Below are 21,962 nucleotides of genomic sequence, written 5' to 3'. Positions count from 1 at the left end.
CTTATTATTTAGCTGATTTTTCTTTAATTTCTCTAATCTTTTCCATAGATTCGATAATAGAACCTGCAAGAGCTTCCATGTCGTTTTCGTTAGCTTCGTTTAGAGATGTATTGATTGTAACTCTTTCTGGAAGAACATCAAATAGTTTTAGATTTTCATCTATATAGTTTTCAATCTTATCTCCAACTGTACAAGCCCAAGTACCATTTTCAATGATACCAACTGTTCTGTTTTGAACGTTTAGTGCTTCTAGATCGTGTAGGAAGTTTTTCATCTTAGGATAGATTCCTAGATTGTAAGTTACAGATGCTATAACAAGGTGAGAGTATTGGAATGTTTTTGCTATTAGGTAGGATATATCTGTCTTAGAAACATCGTATACTTCTACTTTTTTAACTCCTCTTTCAACTAGGCTGTTTGCAAAACCTTGTGCAGCTCTTTCTGTATTTCCATACATTGATGCATAAACTATTAGCACGCCTTCTTCTTCTGGTTCATATCTTGACCATTTGTCATACTTGTCTAGGATAAATCCAAAGTTATCTCTCCAAACAAGTCCGTGAAGTGGACAGATATATTTAACTTGTGGAAGAAGAGGTGCAGCTTTTTTAAGAACGTCTTGGATAAATGGTCCATATTTGCCTACGATGTTAGTAAGATATCTTCTAGCTTCATCAAGCCAATCTCTTTCCCAATCAACTTCATCTGCAAATAATTTACCGTCCATAGACTTAAAGGAACCAAATCCGTCTGCTGAGAACAATACTCCATCTGTTACGTCAAGAGACATAATAACTTCTGGCCAGTGAACCATTGGAGCTTCAATGAAAGCAAATGTATGCTTACCAAAGGAAATTGTATCTCCTTCTTCAACTATTATTAGTTGATTTTCTGGAATATGATATCCCATTTGTCTCATAAATTGGAAACCTTGTTCACTTGATATAATTCTAATATCAGGCCATCTTATACAAATTTCTTCAATAGCTCCACAGTGATCAGGTTCCATGTGGTGGATTAGCATATAATCAAGGCTACGTCCATCTAATATATTTTCAATGCTTTGTATATAATCTCTTGCAATTGACCAATCGACTGAATCTACAAGAACTGTCTTTTCGTCCATCAAAAGGTATGAATTGTAAGAAACTCCATCTGGAATAGGGAACATATTTTCAAAAAGTTCAAGTCTTTTATCATTTCCCCCTACAAAATATAAATCATCTGTTATTTTTCTATTATTTAACATTTAAAGAGCCTCCTTACTTTCTATCAACAGTAAAATCTTCTTCAATGAAGTTTTGCTTTTCTTCTTGGCATTCTGGACAAGTCCAATCCTCTGGTAATTTTTCGAAATCTGTACCTGGATCGATTTCTCCTTCTGGATCTCCGTAGTTTGGATCATATTCATATCCACAACCTGGACATACCATAACTTTATAATTTGGAGCTAACTTTCTAGGTTTAGATCTTCTAACTTTAACCATTGGAGGTGCTGGTTCTTTTTCACCAGTTCCTAATGCTTCAGCAAGAAGTGGCATGATTTCAAATATGTCTCCAACTATACCATAGTCACAGTTCTTAAAGATTGGAGCACCTGCGTTCTTGTTGATAGCAACAATTGTTGATGCATTTTTAATACCCTTTAAGTGTTGGCTGGCTCCTGAAATACCACATGCGATATATAGGTTACCATTGAATTTTTGTCCTGACATACCAACGTATCTTTCAAGTGGAAGAAGTTTTAGAGTTTCTGCAACTGGTCTTGAAGAACCAAGTGCTGCACCTGCTGCGTGAGCAAGTTCTCTAGCCATATCCATGTTTTCTTCTCCACCGATTGCCTTACCTACTGAAACAACTCTTTCAGCTTCGTAAACAGGAGTATTAATGTCAATACCTACTGAGAAGTCGTATCCATCTTTCTTAAGGTTTTTAACTAGTATATCAACAGCTTCTTTTGCTGTGTCTGCTTTTATAATTTCTCTTTTTCTTTCTCCAGTGATAGGGCCAGCTTTTTTATCTAATACAGCAGCTCTACCTTTTTTCTTTGGAGCTTTACCAATAAGGTGACTTGCAACTACAACTCTTTGGATTTCAGAAGTACCTTCATAGATTGTTGTAATCTTAGCATCTCTGAAGAATCTTTCTACGTCCATGCCCTTTAGGTATCCATTACCACCGTGGATTTGAAGAGCTTCGTTAACAACCCACATAGCAACTTCAGATGCAACTGTCTTAGCCATTGCAGCTTCCATTGAATAGTTTTCGTGATTTTGTTTCATTTCAGCAGCTGAATAAACCATAAGTCTTGCAGCTCTAATCTTTGTAGCCATATCTGCAATCTTAAAAGCAACTGCTTGTTGTTGAGCAATTGGTCTACCAAATTGAACTCTTTCTTTTGCATAAGCAAGTGCAGCTTCAAAAGCACCTTGTGCAATACCTAGTGCTTGAGATGCGATACCAATTCTACCACCGTCAAGTGTTTGCATTGCAATTCTAAATCCTTGACCTTCTTTACCAAGTAAGTTTTCCTTTGGAACCTTAACATTGTTAAATTGAAGTTCAGCAGTAGTTGAAGATCTAATACCTAATTTGTCATAGTGATCTCCAAATGTGAATCCTTCCCATCCCTTTTCTACTATGAAAGCAGAAATTCCGTGAGTACCGATTCCTGGTGTAGTTACTGCATATACTACATAAGTGTCAGCAGCTGGGGCGTTTGTGATGAAGATCTTGTTACCATTTAAAATGTAGTAGTCTCCATCAAGAACTGCAGTTGTTTCTGTACCACCTGCATCAGAACCAGCATTTGGTTCAGTTAATCCAAAGGCACCAAGTTTTTTACCTTGAGCAAGAGGTTTTAAATATTTTTCCTTTTGTTCTTTTGTACCGAAAGCTTGAATTGGATAAGATCCTAATGAAGTGTGAGCTGATAATACAACACCAACACCTGCGTCTACTCTTGAAAGTTCTTCTACAGCGATAGCGTAAGAGATAACATCCTTACCTGCTCCGCCTTCTTCTTCTGGATATGGAAGACCCATCCAACCGTTTTCGCCAATCTTCTTAACAATTTCTTCTGGAAATTCATTGTTTTGATCAAGACCAAAAGATAGTGGCTTGATTTCTGCTTCTGCGAATTCTCTGATAGCCTTACGAAGGGCTTCATGTTCAGCAGTTGTCTTGTACATATTTGACATATTTTCCTCCTTTTAAGATTAAAGATAATTAAAGTATTTGATACTTTAAAAGTTAAAAACAAAAGATACACCAATACGGTATACAATAATTAAAGTATACATCATCTTTGATAAAGTGTCAAAACATTTTCACAATATTTTTAATAAATTTTTAAAAATATTTTTATGGTGAAATCTTTTCTTTTTTCGGTTTTATTTATACCCCAATTTAAAAAAATTACAATCTATTAGTCTATTAATTGATTAATTCTTTTTTTGTTGTAAAATATAAAACTAACAAGAAGATATTTATTGAAAATGGAGGAATTATGGAATTAGAAAAGTTATTAGAGTGGAGAAGATCTTACAGAAAGTTTGATGAAGAAAGAGAGCTTTCTAAGGATGACATTGATGGAATTTTAAATTCTATTAAGTTTGCTTCCTGTGCAAACAACAGACAGTTTCTCAGATTCATTTCTGTTGAGAGCAAGGAAAAAGTTTTAGAAATTTTTGACAAAACAAGATGGGCTGCCTCTCTCCCTAATGGTGCAGGTAGACCTAAAGAAGGCGAAAGACCAGTTTATTTTATTGCCATCTTAAGTGACAAGGAAAAGAAATTAAAGTTTGATGGAGTTGACCAAGGACTTGTGATTTCTAATTTAACTCTCGCTGCAGCAGAAAGAGGAATTGGATCTTGCATCATCGGAAGTGTCACTGACGACAAGATGCGCGAAATTTTATCTTATGATGAAAGATACACTTGTAGCCTCGTCATTGCCTTTGGCTATCCAAAGATAAAATCAAAAATAAAAGAAATTAATTTAAGCGAAGACCAATCTTATTTCCTAGATGATGATGGAAATTATATTGTGCCTAAGTACAAGCTTGATGATATTGTAAGGAGGATATGATGAGCGGAACCGAAAAAACTTTTTCTAGCCTTATAAAGAAAAAATCAAAATTATATTTTATTGACGCCCTGGGCGCCATGGCCTTTGGACTTTTTGCAACTCTATTAGTTGGAACAATCTTAAATACTCTTGGCAAGTCCTTTAATATTGTATTTTTGACAGATGTCCTTTGGCCCCTAGCACAAAAAGCAACGGGACCTGCCATTGCAGTTGCAATTGCCACAGCTATGGCTGCCCCAAGTCTTGTTGTCTATGCGGCAACTGTTGTTGGTATAGCTGGCAATGAACTTGGCGGCCCTATGGGAGTTTATATTGCCACTATAGTGGCAGTTGAGTTTGGAAAGCTTGTTAGCAGGAAGACAAAAATCGACATAATAGTTACTCCTGCCATTACAGTATTAAGTGGTGTTTTTGTTGCAAACTTTGTTGGTCCTATTATTGGCAACTTTATGAACCTTCTCGGTGCAATTATTATTAACGCAACAGAAAAGGCTCCCTTCTTTATGGGAATAATTGTCTCAGTGGTTGTTGGAATAGTTTTGACACTTCCAATTTCATCAGCTGCCCTATCAATGATGCTTTCCCTTTCATCCCTTGCTGGTGGAGCTGCAACAATTGGCTGCTGTTGTCAAATGGTTGGCTTTGCAGTTATGTCCTATCGTGACAATAAGATTGAAGGTCTTGTTGCTCAAGGTCTTGGCACTTCCATGCTACAGATGCCAAACATTGTGAGAAAACCTCTTATAATTATTCCGCCAATACTTTCATCAGCAATCCTGGGGCCAGTCTCAACAATGGTATTTAAGCTCGAGAACACTCCTCTAGGTTCTGGTATGGGAACTAGTGGACTCGTTGGTCAAATTTCAACTTTTGCTGCCATGCCTGATGTCCCTTTTACGAAACTTCTTGGAATAATCTTGCTTATGCACATAATCCTGCCTGGTCTTGTGACCTTTGCGATTTATGAAGTTTTCTACAGGAAGGGACTAATTCAAGATGGAGATATGAAACTTTACTTTAAATAAATTAAGACGAGCACAAATTACATGCTCGTCTTTTTTAATCTTCTAATAATTTTAAATTAATTATATCAAGGCTTTTCATTTTGTCTTTCATTAATAAAGTTGGTAACTTCTGGCATAAGTTCACTGCTCATTATATTCAGAATATTTTCAAGAGTTTCTATGTCTTTCCTATCCACTCTTTCTCTTAGTCTATCTAAGACTACTTTTACATAGGATGTCTTCATACTATAGTATTCGTAAAACTTGTCTGTGCATTCAAGAAAGTACTCCCTTCGATCTTCTTGGGATTGAACTTTTCTGAGATAGCCCTTCTTTATTAATGCTGTTAACTTGTAGGCAATATTTGGATGTGACCATTCAAGAAAGTCTGTTACGTCACTTACTCTAGGTCTATTTAATGCGTGTATTACTTCCATTGTGAAAGTTTCTGTTGCAGTTAATGTTGCCTCCCTATCTTCTAGCTTAGCAAACATATTTTTATACAAGTTCAACTTAAATTTATCGTAAACTTCGTTAAATTTTTCTTCCAAATTATTGTCCATACTAGCCTCCTATTGTAGTGCAAAGGATACTTCACAAGTCATAATTTTTTCTCCCCCTCTTGTAATATAACCCTCTGCAATGCCGAGATTTTTTATTAATTTTATCATTTTACAACTTATTTCTAAATAGTCACCCGGTCTCACTGGTTTATAAAAGCGTGCTCGTTTTACACCTCCAAGTATGGCAAGCCTGCCTGGATTTTCTTTTAATAAGGCAACAGCACCAACTTGTGCAACAGCTTCTATTTGAAGAACTCCTGGCATAATAGCTTCCTTTGGAAAATGTCCTTGAAAATAATATTCACCACCGGATACCGCTTTTATTCCCTTTGCGTATTTATTATTATCTATTTCTACAATCTTGTCAACAAGTATAAAGGGGTAGGAATGGGGTAAAATTTTTCTTAATTCATCAAAACTTATTTCCATAATCAGTACCTCTTAAAAATTAGGCAGGCGTTGTGACCACCAAAACCTAAAGAATTTTTTAAAAAATAATTTATTTTATAGTCTTCAGCCTTAAGTGCAAAGTTAAGATCACATTCTTCATCTTTGTTTTTATAATTTATTAAGGGCGGCAAAAAGTTTTCATTCATTGCAAGTATAGATAGTATTGACTCAACAACTCCTGATCCACCTAAGAGGTGGCCCATTTGCGATTTTGATGAGGAAACCTTGACCCTCTTGCTTCCAAAAACACTTTTTATTGCTAGGCTTTCAAGCTTATCATTTAAGTTTGTCGATGTCCCATGTGCATTCACATAATCAATTTCACTTGGACTTATACCTGCATCATTAATTGCATAGTCCATGGCTTCTCTTGCAAACTTTGCACTTGGGGATGGAGATGTTATGTGATATGCGTCGCAATTAACTCCGTAGCCAACAATTTCTCCTATTATATTTGCACCTCTCTTTAGGGCAGACTCCAAACTTTCTAAAACTAAAATGCCTGCTCCTTCTCCCATTACAAAACCATTCCTATCTTTGTCAAAGGGTATTGAAGCCCTATTTTTGTCCTTGGAGCTACTCAAGGCTTTCATGGAAGTAAATCCACCAATACCAAGGTAGGTTATTGATGCTTCGCTTCCGCCAGCAAAAATTATTTCCTCATAACCATTTTTTATTGCCCTATAGGCTTCTCCTAATGCATTGGTTGATGATGCACAGGCTGTAACCATTGAAAGGCAAGCTCCATGAGCTCCTATATCTATAGCAACATTAGCTCCAACAGAATTTATTATTGCCTTTGGAATAAAGTAAGGACTCAGCTTATCAAAACTTCTCTTCATACCTCTTTGATAGTCTTCTTCAATAGTCCCAAGGCCACCTATACCTGATGTTATATAAACACCAACTCTTCTATTTTCCATTTCTTCTCTTGAAATCTTCGCATCTACCATTGCCCTTCTTGCTGCTACTAGTGCATATTGATTTACCCTGTCTAGCCTATTTAATTCTTTTCTTGAAAACTCTTTTTCTTCATCATAGTCTTTGAGTTCAGCTGCAAGAGTAACTTCCCTCTTATCTATTGGGTACCTGCTTATCTCATCAATGGCACATTTTTCTTCACGCATTGCCTTGATTAATTCTTCCCTTGTAGAACCAAGAGGTGTCAAGGCCCCAAAACCTGTTACAACAACTCTCATATATTCATGCCTCCATCAACAGAGATTACCTGTCCTGTTATGTAAGAAGAGTCCTCTCCTGCAAGAAAACTAACAACATTAGCTATATCCTTAGCAAGTCCATACCTCTTCATTGGGATATCACTAAGAATTTGTTTTTTAACTTCATCTGATAAGGCATCAGTCATTTCTGTTTCTATAAATCCCGGGGCAACTGCATTCACTAAAACATTTTTTGAAGCCACTTCCTTGGCAAGTGCTTTTGTAAAACCAATGATGCCTGCCTTTGATGCACTGTAATTTGTTTGACCTACATTTCCTCTTATTCCACTAATAGATGAAATATTAATTATTCTTCCACCCTTGTTCTTCATCATCTGCCTTGCAAATAATTTGGAGAGATAAAAAACAGAATAGAGATTAGTTTCTATAACTTTCTTAAAGTCTTCTTCCTTCATCCTGAAAATTAAATTGTCTCTTGTCATTCCTGCGTTATTAACAAGGACTTCGACTTCTATATTTTTTTCACGACATAGGTTAAAAATCCTTTCACAATCTTCTTGCTTTGATAGGTCACCCTTCACACAAATAACCTCTGTTTCCAACTCATCTTTTAATTCATTTATTTTATCTTCTCGACTTCTTGTGTGGAGTATTAGATTGTAATCTCCTGCAAGCCTTCTTGCTATTTCCCTTCCAATTCCACCACTAGCACCTGTTACCAGTGCATATTTTTTATTGCTCATTTCTCACCTCGTATAATTTCCTCTTCATTCTTCAGAGACCTAACTTCCAGGTCTTTAAAGTTTTTCTTAATTATTTTTGAAATAACATCTCCTGGTCCAATTTCTATAAACTCATTTACTCCCTGGTCTACCATGCCCTTTATATCATCAAAAAGTCTAACAGGACTATAAATGTGTTGAGACAAGACTAGGCTCAAGTCTTCTCCTTCATATTTTTTTCCACTTAAATTCAAATAATAGTCTAGATTTGCTTGGGAGAACTCGACCTTCTTTAAGTCTTGATAAAATTTTTCTCCAGCAGTTTTCATAAACTTTGTGTGAAAGGCTCCGCTAACTTTCATCTCAATACTTCTTACTTTTTCATTCTTTAAAAAATCCTTAAAAATTTTTATCTTGCTAGATTCTCCTGCCACAATAACTTGACTTGGGCTATTTATATTGGAAATAAAAATTTCCTTATCTAGTGATGAATTTAAAATCAGGCCTTTAACTTCATCTTCATTTTTATTTAAAATTGCCAGCATTTTGCTTTCTAACTTTCGACTGTCTTCATCCATTAGCCTTCCCCTTGTTTTAACAAGTGAAAGGGCTTCTTTATAAGTTAGTACACCTGCTAGAACTAAGCTTCCATACTCTCCAAGACTAAGCCCACAAGTAGCAACAATATCTTCCCTATCTTTTAAAAACTCAAGGGCAGAAATTTGAAAGGCTAACATTATTGGTTGAAGGTTTTTTGTCATAGAAAGATCACTTAAACTTCCATCTAAAATAATATCTTTATACTCAGCAATTTCTTCATAAATATGTTTGGTCTTTGGGTGTTTTAAAAACTCCCTTCCCATTCCTTGGTATTGAGATCCTTGCCCACCAAAAACTATTCCTATCTTTTTCATTCTTCCTCCAATAACCAGTCTATGTATTCATCAAGAGACCTAATTTTTTCAATCTTTTCAACATCTGTGCCTGCAAAGAAAAGTCCTGACTCAAGATCTCCTCTTACGGCATTAATAAGTGCTTCACTTATGCAGTACTTAGTGTCTTTTCTTTTACAAGTCCTTATACAAGAAAGACAGTGATTGGGAGGGATGTTTTCTCTTTTCATCTTCTTTACAAGCTTGGTTTCCATTCCTCTCGCTAAGAGACCAACTGGACTTTCTAAGATAAGATTTTTCATCCTTGATGACTTGACTCTCTTTAAGATTTCTTCTTTAGTAGCCATTGGAAGTCCAGATTCTTTTGTAAATAAAAATCCCGTCCCAATTTGTACTCCACTTGCACCTCGATTTAAGGCTTCTTTTACTTTTTCAGGTCTGCCAAATCCTCCACCAACAAAAACTGGTATCCCATTACTAATTTTTAAAATTTTTTCTAGTTCATCTAAAATATTTATTTCTAAATCTTCTCTTTTAAATCCAAGGTGACCTCCTGCTTTTGGACCTTCTAAGATTACTAAATCAGGTCTTCTATTGTACTTGTCCCACCTTTTCATAATTAGCCTCAAGGCTCTCTCTGAAGATACGATGGGTCCAATTATCTTTTCCTTGGATATGTGCTTTGGCAGATCTAGGGGAAGGCCAGCACCTACAACTATGCCATCCACATCTGTTGTATTTAAAAAATCTAAATAATCTTCAAATCTTTCAACAACCTGCATTAGGTTAGTAAGTATAATTCCTCTACCTTGAGATTTTTCTTTTGCAAATTTCAAATCTTTTAGATAGGCTCTCTTGTTTGCTTCGAAGGTGTTTTTCAAAAAATCTTTTTCCCTATAACCAGGGTTGACCATAGAGAGGGTACCTATGCCGCCACGTTTTGCCACTCCTCCAACAAGGTCTGGGCTTGACATACCAATTGCCATTGCCCCTTGGATAAGAGGGATGTCAATGAATTTATTTTTTATTCTTATAGACATCTTTAACCTCTTGGTATTCTCTCATTAACTTTTCTATAAAATCTTTTACAGTAAGTATTCTGTCAAAAGATCCAATTGATAGGCCAGTCATGACAGAACCATTTTCTACATCCCCATTGACTACTGCCCTTTTAAGTCTCCCAAGGGTAAAGCCTTCAAGTTCCATCAAGGAATTTTCTCTCTCAAGCTTTTGGTATTCTCTAGTCATCTTATTTTTAATTAGTCGCATTGGTATCCCCTTTAGGTTTCCAATCACAGTTACCTTGGAAGAATTAGACTTCAATAAAAGATTCTTATAATTTTCATGAAGGGGACATTCTTTTGTAAATAAAAAACCAGTCCCAATTTGTACTCCACTTGCACCTAAGACTTCAGCAGCGAAAACTTCTTTACCTGAAGCAATCCCACCTGCTCCTATAATTTTTTTATTTGTTTCTTTTACAGCTTGTGGCAATAAGGTCATAGTTGTCATTTGACCAATATGACCACCTGCTTCCATACCTTCAGCTATATAGGCATCGGGCTCTAAGGCTTCGTACCTTTTTATTTGTAGCGGAGAAGATATAAGAGGAATAACTTTTATATTTTTTCTTTTAAAATCATCTGCAAACCTTCTATAAGTTCCTGCTCCTACAGTTATTACTCTTACATCCTCTTCTAAAATTACCTTGACCAAGTCATCAATGTCTGGCCTAAGCATCATCAAGTTAACACCAAAGGGCTTATCTGTTTCTCTTCTTAGGACTTTAATATTTTCTCTTAGTTCATCCTTGTCCATACCACCAGAACCTATTATGCCTAGGGCTCCAGCTTTTGATACAGCTGCAGCAAATTCACCCTTAGCTATATGTGCCATTCCGCCCTGTATAATTGGATAGTCTATATTAAGTAAATCTTTTAAATCCATCTCACCACTCCATTAAGATACTTGCAAGTGAAAGCCCTGCACCAAATCCAGATAAAATGACTTTCTCCTTATCCTTAAATAAATCAATATTTTCTGCAATCACAAGGGGAATTGATGCAGCAGAAGTATTTCCATATTTTTCTAAATTCTGTAGAGAATTATTTTTATTTATTTCCAGTCTTCCTATAAGCTGATTAATAATTCTTTCATTGGCTTGATGCAAAATTAATTTATCTACATCTTCTCCCCTTAAATTATTTTTATTTAAAAGTCTTCTTATAGAATTTGAAACCTCTTCCACTGCAAACCTATAAACCTTTTTGCCATCCATGGTAATAAAAGAATTTTCATCCAAGTTCAAGCTGTCTTCATGGGGAAATGAGGCAATATCAGTTTCCCAAAGTTTATCGTTCTTCTCTACCAAGACTCCTCCAGCTCCATCTCCAAAAAGTATGGCTGTCCTCCTGTCTGTCATATCCATGTAGTCAGAAATTTTTTCGCTTGCAAAAATATAAGCCCTTCTCCCCTTATCAAGATAGGACTCTGCAATAATTAAGCCAGCAGCAAAACCAGTGCAGGCTAGATTTATGTCAAGACATAGGCAATGTTTGTTTCCTCCAAGTTCATCTCTTACTAAACTTGATATGGATGGCATTCTTTTTTTTGATGTGAAGGAAGCACAGATAATTAAATCTAAGTCTTGCATTGAATTTTTAAATTTTTTGGCTAAGTCCAATGCCATAAGATCATTTCCAGCTTTAGAAAATTGTCTCGTAAATATGCCCGTCCTCTTTTCAATCCACTCTGAACTTGTATCAAGATATTTTTCAAAGTAAGAATTATCTAGGAAGTCATCAATATAAAATTTGTGAGCTTCTATAAACTTTAAACCCATTAAACACCTATCCTTCTAAATTTTTCATGTCTATCTTTAAGGATCTTATCTGCAGAAAGTTTTGAATAGTATTTCAAGTCTTCAAGAATTATCTTTTTAAGATCAGAAATTTTAATTTTATTGTCAACTTCTCCTACTATTCCATCAATAATTTTATCTTCGTATAAATCCTTAGCAGTCAATCTCATTAAATCAGCAGCCTCTCTTGCCCTAGACTTGTTTTTGTATAAAATTGAAGAAAAACCTTCTGGAGAAAGAATTGAAAACACAGCTCCCTCTCCCATATAAATTTTATTGGCAAGGGCAAGTGCCAGGGCACCGCCAGACCCTCCTTCTCCTATAATAAAGGCGAGGCTTGGAACCCTTAAGCCTGCCATTGTCATCAAACAATCAGCTATTAGTTGGTGCTGACCTCTTTCTTCTGCTTCAACTCCAGGGTAGGCTCCAGGTGTGTCAATAAAAGTTACAAGAGGTCTTTTAAATTTTTCTGCAGCCTTCATAAGTCTAATGGCCTTCCTATATCCATGGGGCTCTGGCATTCCAAAATTTGTTTTTATGGCTTCATCCATCTCGTGACCCTTTTGAATGCCGATAAAGGTCAAAGTATATTTTTCAAGTTCACCTAGGCCACCTATTATTGCCTGTGAATCGCCAAAGGCCCTATCACCCTTTACATAAAAATAATCCTCAAATAAGTTTTCAATTATTTCTTTCGAAATGCTTCTTTCCTTTGACCTGGCATTTACAACTTTTTCATAAGCGTCCATACTTCCTCCTATGCATCCTTAAAATTTTGCCAAGGGCTTCTCTTTGATACTTTCTTTCTAGAATCATGTCAAGAAAACCAAAGTCTTCCAAATTTTCTGCCCTTTGAAAATTTTCAGGCAAGCTTTCATGAAGGGTTTCCTTTATTACTCTCGGTCCAGCAAAACCTATTAAGGCACCCGGCTCGCCAATATTATAATCTCCTTGAGCCGCAAAGCTTGCACTTACACCACCCATTGTTGGGTTTGTTAAAAGACTTATGTAGAGTCCGCCCTTTTCTTTAAAAGAGGCCAAGGCAGAACTTATCTTTGCCATTTGCATAAGAGAAAACATTCCTTCTTGCATCCTTGCCCCACCACTAAGGGAAATTATAATAATTGGCAGCTTATATTTTTCAGCCTCTTCAATCATCCTTGTTATCTCTTCTCCAACATAGGTCCCAAGACTTCCCATCATATATTGGTCAATTAGAGAAGCAACCATGACAGGGTTTCCTAAGATTTTTCCCCTTGCAAGCTTTACTGCTTCAGACTTTTTGTCTTCATCCTTCTTTCTATAATCGGGAAAGTTTATAGGATTTAATTTTTTTGTTCCAAAATCAATAAGCCTATAACCCTTATCTAAAAGTAGGTCAAACCTATTCTCTCCTGTTAGGGGTAAGTAAGAAGAGCAGTGAGTACAAATAAATAAATTATTTTTTAAGTTATCTAAATAAGTAAATTTCCCACAAGCCTTGCATAAAATTCTCTCCTGACTATTTCTTTTAAAGGATGAATTTTTTGTGAGCTTGCTTAAATTTTTTATTGTATTTAACAAGCTCTTCCTTTTCTTAAAATCTTTAAGTGACATTATCCCTCACCTCTTTCATTCTTTTTAGAAGATCAGTTTCTTTTTCTCTTATAAAATTAGTACTTATATTGCCCCTTATAAAATCTAAGTCAAATAAAATTGAATACATAAAACCTAGATTAGTCTCAATTCCATCAATCATAGTTTCTTCTATAGCTCTTCTTAGTTTTTTAATTGCAGAGAGTCTCCTCTGGTCCTTAACAATAATTTTTCCAATCATTGAATCATAATAAATGGGAATTTCCAATCCCTTGTAGATTGCAGACTCAAATCTTGTGTCCACTCCCCCAGGTGTAAATAAAAAATTTATCCTGCCACTTGATGGGGTAAAGTCTTTCAATGGATCAAGTGCATTTATCCTAACTTCTATTGCGTGACCTGAAGCTTTTACATCATCTTGGCTAATTGATAGACCAAGACCAGAAGCAATCCTAAATTGTTCCTTAATTATGTCAAGTCCTGTTATCATTTCTGTCACAGCATGCTCCACTTGAAGTCTAGTGTTCATTTCACAAAAATAAAAATTTTCATCCTTATCAACTAAGAACTCAACAGTACCTGCGCCAAGGTAGCCAGTAGCTCTGACACAATCAAGGCTAGCCTTAAAAAGTTTTTCCTTTAATCCTTCTGAAATGAAATTGCAAGGAGCTTCTTCAAGAATTTTTTGATTATTTCTTTGCAAACTGCACTCCCTTTCATATAAGTGAAGGGACTTATTTCCATCAGACAAAACTTGGACTTCAATGTGCCTTGGATTTTCAATAAATTTTTCTATAAATATTCTTTCATCCCCAAAGGATGCCTTGGCTTCAGCCTTGGACAAGTCAATTTTGTGAAAGAGATCTTCGGGGGAATCAACCCTTCTCATTCCCTTGCCTCCACCACCAGACCTGGCTTTTAAAATTATTGGGTAACCTATTTTGTCACAAATTTCTAAAATTTCTTCCTCTGATTCGCCATTAAGAGAGTGTGCCTTCGCCACAGGAACTTTTATATCCTCCATAAGATTTTTTGCCCCAATCTTATCTCCCATAAGTTTTATAAGATTGGGGCTTGGACCAATAAAAATGATTCCTGCATCGCAAACTTTTTTTGCAAATTCGTAGGACTCGGACAAGAAACCATAACCAGGATGAATTGCATCGCAGCCCTTTTCTATAGCACAAGTAATTATGGCATCCATGTTCAAGTAAGTATCCTTTGAAAACTTATCACCTATGCAAACTGCTTCATCAGCTATATAAATATAGGATTGGTAGGCATCTGCTTTTGAATAAATAACCAGGGTCTCAATGCCAAGTTCCTTTGCACTCCTCAAAATCGAAAGAGCACATTCGCCACGATTGGCAATTAAAACTTTTTTAATCATATTTGCTCCAACTTAAAGATTTCTTGATCATACTCAACAAAGTCTTCGTTATTCACAAGACAAGCAATAACTTTGCAATCATAGGGTGCCTTTAACTCATTCATCATCTTCATTGCCTCGATTATACAAAGGGTATCCCCCTTCTTAACCTGGTCTCCCACTTTTACAAAGGATTCTGCATCAGGACTTTTTGAAGAGTAAAAGACTCCTAAAATTGGAGTCCTTAAAGTTTTTAAATTTTTGTTAGCTTCAACTTCTTCTTTCTTATCGAGGTCAGAAACTTTTTCCGAAGCTTTATCACCATCTCTAGTAACTTCCCTTTCAGATATATCTTCCTTCTCTAAAGACTTACTCTTTTTAAGCATCAAAGAAAAATTTTCTACTTTAAATTCCAATATCTCTAAAGAAGAATTTTCTAAGGAACTAATAAGCTTGTTTGTAAGATCTAAATATTTTTCCATTTTATTTGTTTAAAAAATTTATCAAATCTTCAACTGTTATGAATTTCTGAAATTCTTCATCAGGTATCTCTTTGCCAGTCTCTTCTTCAATTGCCATGGAAAGTTCCACTGCATCAAGAGAGTCAAGACCAAGATCATCTTGTAAGTTTGACTCCATTTTGATTTCCTCTTTCTTTACACCAAAGTTATTCGCAATAATATTTTTTAAATTTTCTAAATTCATTTTTATCCTCCATTAGTTGAGTTTTTTTATGTAATAAATTTTATAGTAACTAATTCATTTTGTCAATTACTTAATTTTTTTTATATAAATAATTTTTAGATTTTGCTTTGTTAAATTTTAAAATTTTTAAAAGAAAATAAGAATTTATTGCACAAAAAAAGATGGGTTGCCCCATCTTCTTTTTTTACTATTAAATTGTCATTTTTACGATCTAGGTTTTTTATTAAATATAAAGGTAAAAGGCAATAAAGTGAATTATTGATGCCCCTAGGACAAAGAAGTGCCAAATTACGTGACTATATTTGAACCTTTTTGATTTGTAAAAATATGTCCCTCCAGTGTAGACAAGTCCACCTAAAACTAAAAGAAACATAAATTTCCAAGTTGTGTTTGTTACAATTGGCTTAATTAAAAATACAGAAAGCCAACCCATGGCAATATAAATAATCACTGAAATAGTTTTTAATTTGTCATAGTTTTTGTATGTAGTGATCTTAAAAACTGTTCCAAAGAGAGCTATTGCCCAAATTAATATTATAAAAAATAATCTAAATCTTCCTCTTGTTAGTAAAAGTATAACTGGGGTAAAACTTCCAGCTATAAAATAATAAATGGATACATGATCAAAAATTCTAAGAATTTTCTTGATCTTTTCCCTTTGTACTGCATGGTAAATTGTACTCATCAAAAATAAAAAGATGAAACACCCACCATAAATAGAAAAGGCAACAACTTTTAATACATTACCACTCTTTACACTTGGAATAATTAGCATTAAAAGAAAAATAATTCCAAGGAAAACTCCTAGACCGTGACTAATTGCATTAGCCATTTCTATTTTAAAATATTCTCTAGAGTTTTCTTTTAATAACATATCTTCCCCCCTTTTACTAATTATACAGCTTATAAAATTTTTCGTAAACTATATTTTAGTACTTTAAACTAAAAAAGATGAGTTGCCCCACCTTTTTATGCTCTTACATCATCAAAGTCACTTGACTCAAGTTTCTTTTCTACGTAAGAACAAGTTCCTTTTATTTTTTTGTTTTCTTTTCTTGCGTCTGCAACAAGTTGTTTTACAAGCTGACCTGCAAGACCTTGTCCACCAAATTCTGGCTTAACAATTGTGTGTTGGGCATCTATTACATCGCCCTCTTCAACATATTGTAAAATTCCCTTGTAATTATTTTCGTCTTCGCCTATATAATAACAGTTTCTTCCTTTTTTAACTTCCATAATGACCTCCTATTTTAAATGTCCTTATAAGTTACTTACCCATTTAAAATAAAAGTTCACTCTTATTTTATTTTTTCAATGATTCTGTATTTTGTATCAAAGCCTTCATTAGTTCCTGTGAAGGAGTTGTCGCCTTTTGAAAGTTCTAACATAGCGTCTACAGTTTCTTTAAATTCTGGAAGCTCTTCTGTCTTTCTATCTAACTCGTCAATTCCTTTTTGTTTAAATTCTTGAAGTTTTTCTGCGAAGATTCTCATATTGTCATCAATTAGGTTGCTGCCGTCTTTTAACTTAAAGGCACCTGAATTCAAGTCTATTATACCATCGTCAAGTTTTTTAATTCCATCTCTCATAGGCACGATTCCCTCTGTCTTAAGTCTTGGGAATTCCTTGAAGTCTTGAGATTTATCTCTAAATTCTAAAAGTCCACTTGTTAAGTCGCTAGCACCATTCTTTAACTTGCTAGAGTTAGAATCAAGTTCTGTGATTGCATCTGTAAATTTATTTACAGCATCTTCACTTTGTTCTGTTCCTTCTCTTAGTTTTGATGAACCATCCTTTAATTTTGTTGTTGCATCATCAAGTTTAATAAGGGAGTCAGAAAGCTTCATAAGTTGAGATGTGTCAAGTTTTGAAGCTGCTTCAGTCATCGCCTTTGCAAGTTCTCCATCAATTTGTCTTGCTCCATTAGCAAGTTCTGATGTTCCAGCTTGAAGCTGTTCAAGTCCTCCAGGAAGTTGACTTGTACCTGCATTTAATTTTTCTGAAGCTGCAGCTAGTTGATTCATTCCTCCTTTTAATTGTTCTAGGCCTTGTAGTTGCCCTGCCATTCCACTTAAACCCTTTAAAGCATGAAGTTGTGTTCCCACATTTTGGGCTGATCCACCAATAGCCTGTGCATCTCTTCCTAGGTCTCCAGCGCAGTCCCCAAGTATTGCAATAGCCTGATTTATTTGTGGGTTATTGTCTACATTAGCCTCTTTTAACTTTTGTATGGCTTCTCCAATATTCCTTGCTGATGTTCCAATAGATTTGGCATTAGTTCCAATATTTTCTAAATCTGCCCCTACATCAATATTTCCAAGTCCAGAAAGATTTGGCACTTCCATAGCTTGTACTTTTGAATTTAACATTTGGAAGTTTTTATTAAATTCATTTTGACCTCCTGCAAGCTGATTTGCACTTTCAAGTGCCTTACTTGCACCAGCATCAACCTTGTCTGCACCAACTGAAAGTTTTCCTATCCCAGCCTTCAATTCAGATAGTTTCTTTAGGTCCTCTTCCTTCATCTCATCAACCTTGCTGAGCTTGCTTGAACCCTCTCTAAGCTTAATTGTTGCGTCTTTTAATTTTCCAATTCCATTGTCAAGTTCTACTGAACCGTCGTGAAGCTTTCTTGCTCCATCTTTCATTTCTCCAGTTTTTTCATTCATCTTGCCAACTGCAGAAGTGTAATCAGTGATACCTGAAGTTAATTTGCTTCCACCTTCATACATTTCTTGTGCTGCTCCTGGAATTGGTTCAACCTTATCAATAACTTCATCAATTTTGTCTTCAAATTCTCCAGACTTGTCGTATAGTTCCTTAGAACCGTCTTTTAATTTTACAGTTCCATCTCCCATTTCTGAGATACCGTCATTTAATTCGCCTTGGGCATCAGATAACTTTGAAGAAGCATCTACTAGTTTTTCTGAATTGTCTTCTAATTCTTTAATTCCATCTCTTAACTTGTCAATAGACTTTAAATCAGCTTCATTTTGGAAAAGTTCATTGGAAATGACAATGTAGGCTTCTACAGGTTCATAGTCCTTGATGTCCATTTCTATTGTGGCTTGACTCTTGAATTCTTCCATTTGTCTTTCTTCTAGAATATTTTCAAAGTTCTCCCTAAGGCCTGGCGTTAAAATTGTTGTAACCATTTCATTTTTACCATCTTTTGCCACTTTTGCATCCTTAGTTTCAATGTTTGATGCAACTTCTTGTGGGAAAGACATTGCTGCCATTAGGGTGTAAGGTGCATATACTCTTTGCTTTTTACCGCCAATTCTCTTTATAGCATAGTTTTTATTTTCTGCTGAAATAACTACTTTTAAATGACCAGACTTGCCTTTAAGATCAGAGTTTTCGATTTTTTCTCCGTCAAGATAATAGTCGATTTTTACATCTACTGGAAGGTCTTTTTCACTCTTGCCTTGGTAGTAGATGTCCTTAACATCTTCGTCCCAATAAATATATCCTGAATCATTTTTTATCATTTCATCTGTCTTTAAGTTCTTTACGTTTTTTAGGTTTGACTTGTCCTTACCCTTGATATTATCTTCAGAGTTTAGCCAAACAGAAACAGTCTTGTCTGTTATTTTGTCGTCTTTTTTTAGGACATAAACTGTTTCACTTTTATTTATAATTTCTGATGCTGCAAAAGCAGTATTAGTTAATATCATAGAAGATAAAACTAGGGAAACTACTCCCTTTTGAAAATTCTTATTCATTTTTCTCTCCTTATTTAATAAATTAATTTAAGTTTTTTGTAGTCTTCTTAATAAATGGAAAACTAACTGAGATAATAGCAGGTAGGAAAAGTATGATTACAAACATACTTATAATTGCTCCCCTTGCTAAGAAGGTACAAATTGTAGATACAATTTCCATCTTGGAATAAATACCTACACCAATTGTTGCAGCCATAAAAGATAAGGCTGAAGTTACAATAGATTTTGAAGTTTCTTTAACAGCAATTTTCAAAGACCCATCTAAGTCCTTGGACTTTTTATATTCTGCTAAAAATCTATCTGTCAAAAGTATTGAATAGTCTATAGTTGATCCCAACTGGATAACTCCTATTATTATTGATGTAATAAAGGGAATTGTGTGGTTAAAATAGAAGGGAATTCCCATATTTATTTGAATAGCAAGCTCTATTGCTCCGATTAATACAACTGGGATCCCAATAGACTTAAAGACAAGGGCAATAATTAAAAACACTACTGAAATAGAAATAATATTTACTATTTTAAAGTCCCTGTCAGAAATAACTGTTAAGTCATCAGTTAATACTGCTTCTCCAGTTAGGTAGCCTTCCTCGTCATGGTTATATATTACCTTCTTCATTTCGGCAACTTGGTTTTTTACCTCTGGCGATGCTGTTTGATACTTGGAGTTCGCCATAATCATTTGGTAACCATTTTTGCTAAAATTGTCTTGAATTTTATCTGGCAAAAATTCACTTGGAATAGTAACTCCTGTTACAGAACTCACACTTAAAACAGAATTTATGCCGTCAATTCCCTTTAAGTCACTAATTAATCCCTCTAGGTTAGAATTAGAAAGGTCGTCTTTAACAACTATAAAGTGAGTACTTGCCATGTCGTAGTCCTTTTTCATCTTGTTAAGAGCAACGATGGAATCAAGGTCCTGTGGCAGTGACCTATCTAAGTTGTAGTAAAGCTTTGTGTTTACTGATCCATAAATTGCTGGGATAAATAAGAGGATGCCTACTAAGAATAGTGCCTTCTTATGCCTAATATTAAATTCCGACAATTTATCAAAACTTGGCAACATAACCTTGTGGTTGTATTTATTTACTAGGTTTTCAACAATAAGAAGCATTGCTGGAAGTACTGTTACAGTTGCTATTAGACCTATTAGGACCCCTTTACTCATTACTAAACCAATATCCTTACCTAAGCCCAGTCTCATTGCTATTAGGACAATAAATCCTGCAAAAGTAGTAAGTGATGATGCAAAAAGAGATGAAATTGTTTCTTGAATTGCAACATCCATGGCATCATATTTTGTATCGTAATATTTTTTTTCTTCAACATACCTGTGGTAGAGAAAGATTGAATAGTCCATGGTAACAGCAAGCTGCAATACAGCTGCTATGGCCTTGGTTATATAAGAAATCTCTCCCAGGAATATATTTGTCCCAAAGTTATACAAGACTGCATAACCTATTGTGAGCATGAATACAAAGGGAACTATAGTTGATTCATTTGTTAAGGACAAAATTATTAGTCCCAGGGCAACTGCAAGTCCAACATAAATTGGTGTTTCCTTGTCAATTAAGTCCTTTGTGTCCTTGACAAGTGAAGAAATCCCACTTAAATATTTTTGATTAGATTCAATTTTTCTAATCTCATCTATTGCAGACATTGTCTTAAGAGAAGATGATGACTCACTAAACTTTACTATCATAAGAGTTGATCCATCAGCATAAAAAATATCTTTTATCTCATCTGGTAAAAATTCGCTGGGAATCATATCTCCTACAGTAGAAGATTTTGAAATAACATCTTCTACCCCATCTATCTCAAGTATTTTCTCCCTCAAGACTTCTGCATCGTGGTCACTTCCCTCTAATATCAGCATCCCTGTTGCAGCATTCTTGAAATCTTCATCAAGAATTTTTTGACCTTGAGTTGACTTTAAATCTTGGGGCAAGTAAGACAAGATGTCATAGTTTACTCCCGTCAGCTTGTAGCCTAAGAATGAGGGAAACAAAAGCAATGTCATGACTAAGAGGACAAATTTTGGTCTGTGTGAAATAAATTTTGTAAATTTTTTCATTCTACTCCTCTATCTAAATATTCTGTCTACTATTTTGTATAAGGCTGGCTTCATTTCTTCTATACCAAGAACTGAATCTGGCCTTAGGGCTGATTCACAAGTTGAAAGAACTATGTGAATTGTAAGTGACAAGACAAATAACCTCTCGGAATCAGAAAGCTCATCATTAAACAAACTTGAATACTTATTTAAAATAAATTGAAGACTGTTTTCTGCTTCCTTGTACCTGTCGTCATTTTCTACCTTGGCATAAAGGGCCCAGTTTAAATTGCTTGAAATGAGTTGCAACTCAAGGGGATCCTTGACCAAGTAATCGATTATATAATTAATGAAAGAAATATATCTCTTCTTAGGGTCGTCTCCCTGGCAAGTTGACTCAGCCTCATAAAAAAGTTCTGTCAATATATCTAAAACTATTTTTTGTTCCAAGTCCTTTTTGTCTTTAAAGTAGTTGTAAAAAGTTCCCAGTCCTAAGCCAGTCCTATTCATAATATCTCTAATAGATGTGGGCTCAATTCCCTTCTCTCTAAAGGAAGACATTGCGGCTTCTGATATTTTATTTTCTTTATCTTTTCTTCTATTTTGAATTTTCATTTTTACCTCCTCCTAATATTTAAATTTTCTCGTGAACATCGTTCATTTTTAGCAAAGAATATGATACTACTTTTCTGAACAAAGTTCAAGCTATTTTTATTTTGTTGAGATTAATTTTTTGACAATGTATAATAAATTTTTAATATAATTATTC

The 21,962-nt window shown here is 34.9% G+C and carries 22 protein-coding genes; 2 read left to right on the top strand and 20 right to left on the bottom strand.

From position 1 onward, the window contains the following. Positions 1–4 precede the first annotated feature (4 nt). Together ACWPVO_RS03300 and ACWPVO_RS03295 are read right to left on the bottom strand one after the other, a co-directional pair. Positions 5–1,249, bottom strand: a complete 1,245-nt coding sequence (locus tag ACWPVO_RS03300) for an FprA family A-type flavoprotein (protein WP_195444055.1) — start codon at positions 1,247–1,249, stop codon at positions 5–7. 13 nt (positions 1,250–1,262) lie between these two features. After that, positions 1,263–3,200: an acyl-CoA dehydrogenase family protein gene (locus ACWPVO_RS03295; protein ID WP_285072230.1), complete on the bottom strand. Its 1,938-nt coding sequence runs from the start codon at positions 3,198–3,200 to the stop codon at positions 1,263–1,265. Positions 3,201–3,508: 308 nt separating this feature from the next. On the opposite strand from ACWPVO_RS03295, the gene ACWPVO_RS03290 reads away from it, so the two are divergent. Both ACWPVO_RS03290 and ACWPVO_RS03285 read left to right on the top strand, forming a co-directional pair. Beyond that, complete coding sequence (locus ACWPVO_RS03290; protein WP_454206508.1) at positions 3,509–4,090, top strand: nitroreductase family protein; 582 nt, start codon at positions 3,509–3,511, stop codon at positions 4,088–4,090. Next, complete coding sequence (locus ACWPVO_RS03285; protein WP_454206506.1) at positions 4,090–5,115, top strand: PTS transporter subunit IIC; 1,026 nt, start codon at positions 4,090–4,092, stop codon at positions 5,113–5,115. Before ACWPVO_RS03290 ends, ACWPVO_RS03285 begins: the two co-directional genes overlap by 1 nt. Before the next feature lie 65 nt (positions 5,116–5,180). Here ACWPVO_RS03285 and ACWPVO_RS03280 read toward each other — a convergent pair whose 3' ends face one another. The 18 genes from ACWPVO_RS03280 to ACWPVO_RS03195 form a co-directional block, all read right to left on the bottom strand. After that, a complete protein-coding gene (locus tag ACWPVO_RS03280) occupies positions 5,181–5,657 on the bottom strand; it encodes a MarR family winged helix-turn-helix transcriptional regulator (RefSeq protein WP_195444050.1) in 477 nt (158 codons plus the stop codon). Between the two features lie 9 nt (positions 5,658–5,666). Continuing rightward, the gene (fabZ, locus tag ACWPVO_RS03275; RefSeq protein WP_413014142.1) at positions 5,667–6,086 is read right to left on the bottom strand and encodes a 3-hydroxyacyl-ACP dehydratase FabZ; all 420 of its coding nucleotides are present in this window, start codon (positions 6,084–6,086) and stop codon (positions 5,667–5,669) included. Positions 6,087–6,088: 2 nt separating this feature from the next. Beyond that, positions 6,089–7,306: a beta-ketoacyl-ACP synthase II gene (fabF, locus tag ACWPVO_RS03270; RefSeq protein WP_454206503.1), complete on the bottom strand. Its 1,218-nt coding sequence runs from the start codon at positions 7,304–7,306 to the stop codon at positions 6,089–6,091. Beyond that, on the bottom strand, positions 7,303–8,031 hold the full coding sequence (gene fabG, locus ACWPVO_RS03265; RefSeq protein WP_454206501.1) for a 3-oxoacyl-[acyl-carrier-protein] reductase: 729 nt from the start codon (positions 8,029–8,031) through the stop codon (positions 7,303–7,305). The genes fabF and fabG overlap by 4 nt, the downstream gene beginning before the upstream one ends. Then, positions 8,028–8,924 carry an ACP S-malonyltransferase gene (locus ACWPVO_RS03260; RefSeq protein ID WP_454206499.1) on the bottom strand — a complete coding sequence of 299 codons (897 nt, stop codon included), beginning with the start codon at positions 8,922–8,924 and terminating at the stop codon, positions 8,028–8,030. The genes fabG and ACWPVO_RS03260 overlap by 4 nt, the downstream gene beginning before the upstream one ends. Beyond that, positions 8,921–9,943 (bottom strand): NAD(P)H-dependent flavin oxidoreductase, encoded by a 1,023-nt coding sequence (locus tag ACWPVO_RS03255; RefSeq protein ID WP_454206497.1) that lies wholly within the window; start codon positions 9,941–9,943, stop codon positions 8,921–8,923. Before ACWPVO_RS03255 ends, ACWPVO_RS03260 begins: the two co-directional genes overlap by 4 nt. Then, positions 9,921–10,850 carry an NAD(P)H-dependent flavin oxidoreductase gene (locus ACWPVO_RS03250; RefSeq protein ID WP_454206495.1) on the bottom strand — a complete coding sequence of 310 codons (930 nt, stop codon included), beginning with the start codon at positions 10,848–10,850 and terminating at the stop codon, positions 9,921–9,923. Before ACWPVO_RS03250 ends, ACWPVO_RS03255 begins: the two co-directional genes overlap by 23 nt. Before the next feature lies 1 nt (position 10,851). After that, positions 10,852–11,745: a 3-oxoacyl-ACP synthase III family protein gene (locus ACWPVO_RS03245; protein ID WP_454206493.1), complete on the bottom strand. Its 894-nt coding sequence runs from the start codon at positions 11,743–11,745 to the stop codon at positions 10,852–10,854. Continuing rightward, positions 11,745–12,512, bottom strand: coding sequence for a carboxyltransferase subunit alpha (gene accA, locus ACWPVO_RS03240; protein ID WP_454206491.1), 768 nt, complete (start codon positions 12,510–12,512; stop codon positions 11,745–11,747). The genes ACWPVO_RS03245 and accA overlap by 1 nt, the downstream gene beginning before the upstream one ends. Then, positions 12,499–13,359 carry an acetyl-CoA carboxylase carboxyltransferase subunit beta gene (locus tag ACWPVO_RS03235; RefSeq protein WP_454206489.1) on the bottom strand — a complete coding sequence of 287 codons (861 nt, stop codon included), beginning with the start codon at positions 13,357–13,359 and terminating at the stop codon, positions 12,499–12,501. Before ACWPVO_RS03235 ends, accA begins: the two co-directional genes overlap by 14 nt. Next, on the bottom strand, positions 13,349–14,728 hold the full coding sequence (locus ACWPVO_RS03230) for an acetyl-CoA carboxylase biotin carboxylase subunit (RefSeq protein ID WP_454206487.1): 1,380 nt from the start codon (positions 14,726–14,728) through the stop codon (positions 13,349–13,351). Before ACWPVO_RS03230 ends, ACWPVO_RS03235 begins: the two co-directional genes overlap by 11 nt. Then, positions 14,725–15,189, bottom strand: coding sequence for an acetyl-CoA carboxylase biotin carboxyl carrier protein (accB, locus tag ACWPVO_RS03225; protein ID WP_454206485.1), 465 nt, complete (start codon positions 15,187–15,189; stop codon positions 14,725–14,727). The genes ACWPVO_RS03230 and accB overlap by 4 nt, the downstream gene beginning before the upstream one ends. Before the next feature lies 1 nt (position 15,190). Beyond that, positions 15,191–15,412, bottom strand: a complete 222-nt coding sequence (gene acpP, locus ACWPVO_RS03220) for an acyl carrier protein (protein WP_005958178.1) — start codon at positions 15,410–15,412, stop codon at positions 15,191–15,193. Between the two features lie 223 nt (positions 15,413–15,635). Next, positions 15,636–16,286 carry a PAQR family membrane homeostasis protein TrhA gene (gene trhA / locus ACWPVO_RS03215; RefSeq protein ID WP_454206483.1) on the bottom strand — a complete coding sequence of 217 codons (651 nt, stop codon included), beginning with the start codon at positions 16,284–16,286 and terminating at the stop codon, positions 15,636–15,638. Positions 16,287–16,381: 95 nt separating this feature from the next. Next, positions 16,382–16,648: a GNAT family N-acetyltransferase gene (locus ACWPVO_RS03210; protein WP_454206481.1), complete on the bottom strand. Its 267-nt coding sequence runs from the start codon at positions 16,646–16,648 to the stop codon at positions 16,382–16,384. Positions 16,649–16,710: 62 nt separating this feature from the next. Further along, positions 16,711–19,137: a hypothetical protein gene (locus tag ACWPVO_RS03205; protein ID WP_454206479.1), complete on the bottom strand. Its 2,427-nt coding sequence runs from the start codon at positions 19,135–19,137 to the stop codon at positions 16,711–16,713. A 22-nt stretch (positions 19,138–19,159) separates the two neighbouring features. Continuing rightward, positions 19,160–21,214, bottom strand: coding sequence for an efflux RND transporter permease subunit (locus ACWPVO_RS03200; RefSeq protein ID WP_454206477.1), 2,055 nt, complete (start codon positions 21,212–21,214; stop codon positions 19,160–19,162). Positions 21,215–21,223: 9 nt separating this feature from the next. After that, positions 21,224–21,808 (bottom strand): TetR/AcrR family transcriptional regulator, encoded by a 585-nt coding sequence (locus ACWPVO_RS03195; RefSeq protein WP_454206475.1) that lies wholly within the window; start codon positions 21,806–21,808, stop codon positions 21,224–21,226. Between the last annotated feature and the right edge of the window lie 154 nt (positions 21,809–21,962).

It is taken from the genome of Peptoniphilus sp. Marseille-Q6390 (assembly GCF_965119475.1).
Note: the sequence above shows the minus strand (reverse complement) of the source record. Positions and strands in the feature narration are given on the sequence as shown.

Coding starts and splice junctions, on each gene's coding strand:
- ACWPVO_RS03300 (WP_195444055.1), bottom strand. CDS start 1,249: ATGTTAAATAATAGAAAAATAACAGATGATTTATATTTTGTAGGGGGA.
- ACWPVO_RS03295 (WP_285072230.1), bottom strand. CDS start 3,200: ATGTCAAATATGTACAAGACAACTGCTGAACATGAAGCCCTTCGTAAG.
- ACWPVO_RS03290 (WP_454206508.1), top strand. CDS start 3,509: ATGGAATTAGAAAAGTTATTAGAGTGGAGAAGATCTTACAGAAAGTTT.
- ACWPVO_RS03285 (WP_454206506.1), top strand. CDS start 4,090: ATGAGCGGAACCGAAAAAACTTTTTCTAGCCTTATAAAGAAAAAATCA.
- ACWPVO_RS03280 (WP_195444050.1), bottom strand. CDS start 5,657: ATGGACAATAATTTGGAAGAAAAATTTAACGAAGTTTACGATAAATTT.
- fabZ (WP_413014142.1), bottom strand. CDS start 6,086: ATGGAAATAAGTTTTGATGAATTAAGAAAAATTTTACCCCATTCCTAC.
- fabF (WP_454206503.1), bottom strand. CDS start 7,306: ATGAGAGTTGTTGTAACAGGTTTTGGGGCCTTGACACCTCTTGGTTCT.
- fabG (WP_454206501.1), bottom strand. CDS start 8,031: ATGAGCAATAAAAAATATGCACTGGTAACAGGTGCTAGTGGTGGAATT.
- ACWPVO_RS03260 (WP_454206499.1), bottom strand. CDS start 8,924: ATGAAAAAGATAGGAATAGTTTTTGGTGGGCAAGGATCTCAATACCAA.
- ACWPVO_RS03255 (WP_454206497.1), bottom strand. CDS start 9,943: ATGTCTATAAGAATAAAAAATAAATTCATTGACATCCCTCTTATCCAA.
- ACWPVO_RS03250 (WP_454206495.1), bottom strand. CDS start 10,850: ATGGATTTAAAAGATTTACTTAATATAGACTATCCAATTATACAGGGC.
- ACWPVO_RS03245 (WP_454206493.1), bottom strand. CDS start 11,745: ATGGGTTTAAAGTTTATAGAAGCTCACAAATTTTATATTGATGACTTC.
- accA (WP_454206491.1), bottom strand. CDS start 12,512: ATGGACGCTTATGAAAAAGTTGTAAATGCCAGGTCAAAGGAAAGAAGC.
- ACWPVO_RS03235 (WP_454206489.1), bottom strand. CDS start 13,359: ATGTCACTTAAAGATTTTAAGAAAAGGAAGAGCTTGTTAAATACAATA.
- ACWPVO_RS03230 (WP_454206487.1), bottom strand. CDS start 14,728: ATGATTAAAAAAGTTTTAATTGCCAATCGTGGCGAATGTGCTCTTTCG.
- accB (WP_454206485.1), bottom strand. CDS start 15,189: ATGGAAAAATATTTAGATCTTACAAACAAGCTTATTAGTTCCTTAGAA.
- acpP (WP_005958178.1), bottom strand. CDS start 15,412: ATGAATTTAGAAAATTTAAAAAATATTATTGCGAATAACTTTGGTGTA.
- trhA (WP_454206483.1), bottom strand. CDS start 16,286: ATGTTATTAAAAGAAAACTCTAGAGAATATTTTAAAATAGAAATGGCT.
- ACWPVO_RS03210 (WP_454206481.1), bottom strand. CDS start 16,648: ATGGAAGTTAAAAAAGGAAGAAACTGTTATTATATAGGCGAAGACGAA.
- ACWPVO_RS03205 (WP_454206479.1), bottom strand. CDS start 19,137: ATGAATAAGAATTTTCAAAAGGGAGTAGTTTCCCTAGTTTTATCTTCT.
- ACWPVO_RS03200 (WP_454206477.1), bottom strand. CDS start 21,214: ATGAAAAAATTTACAAAATTTATTTCACACAGACCAAAATTTGTCCTC.
- ACWPVO_RS03195 (WP_454206475.1), bottom strand. CDS start 21,808: ATGAAAATTCAAAATAGAAGAAAAGATAAAGAAAATAAAATATCAGAA.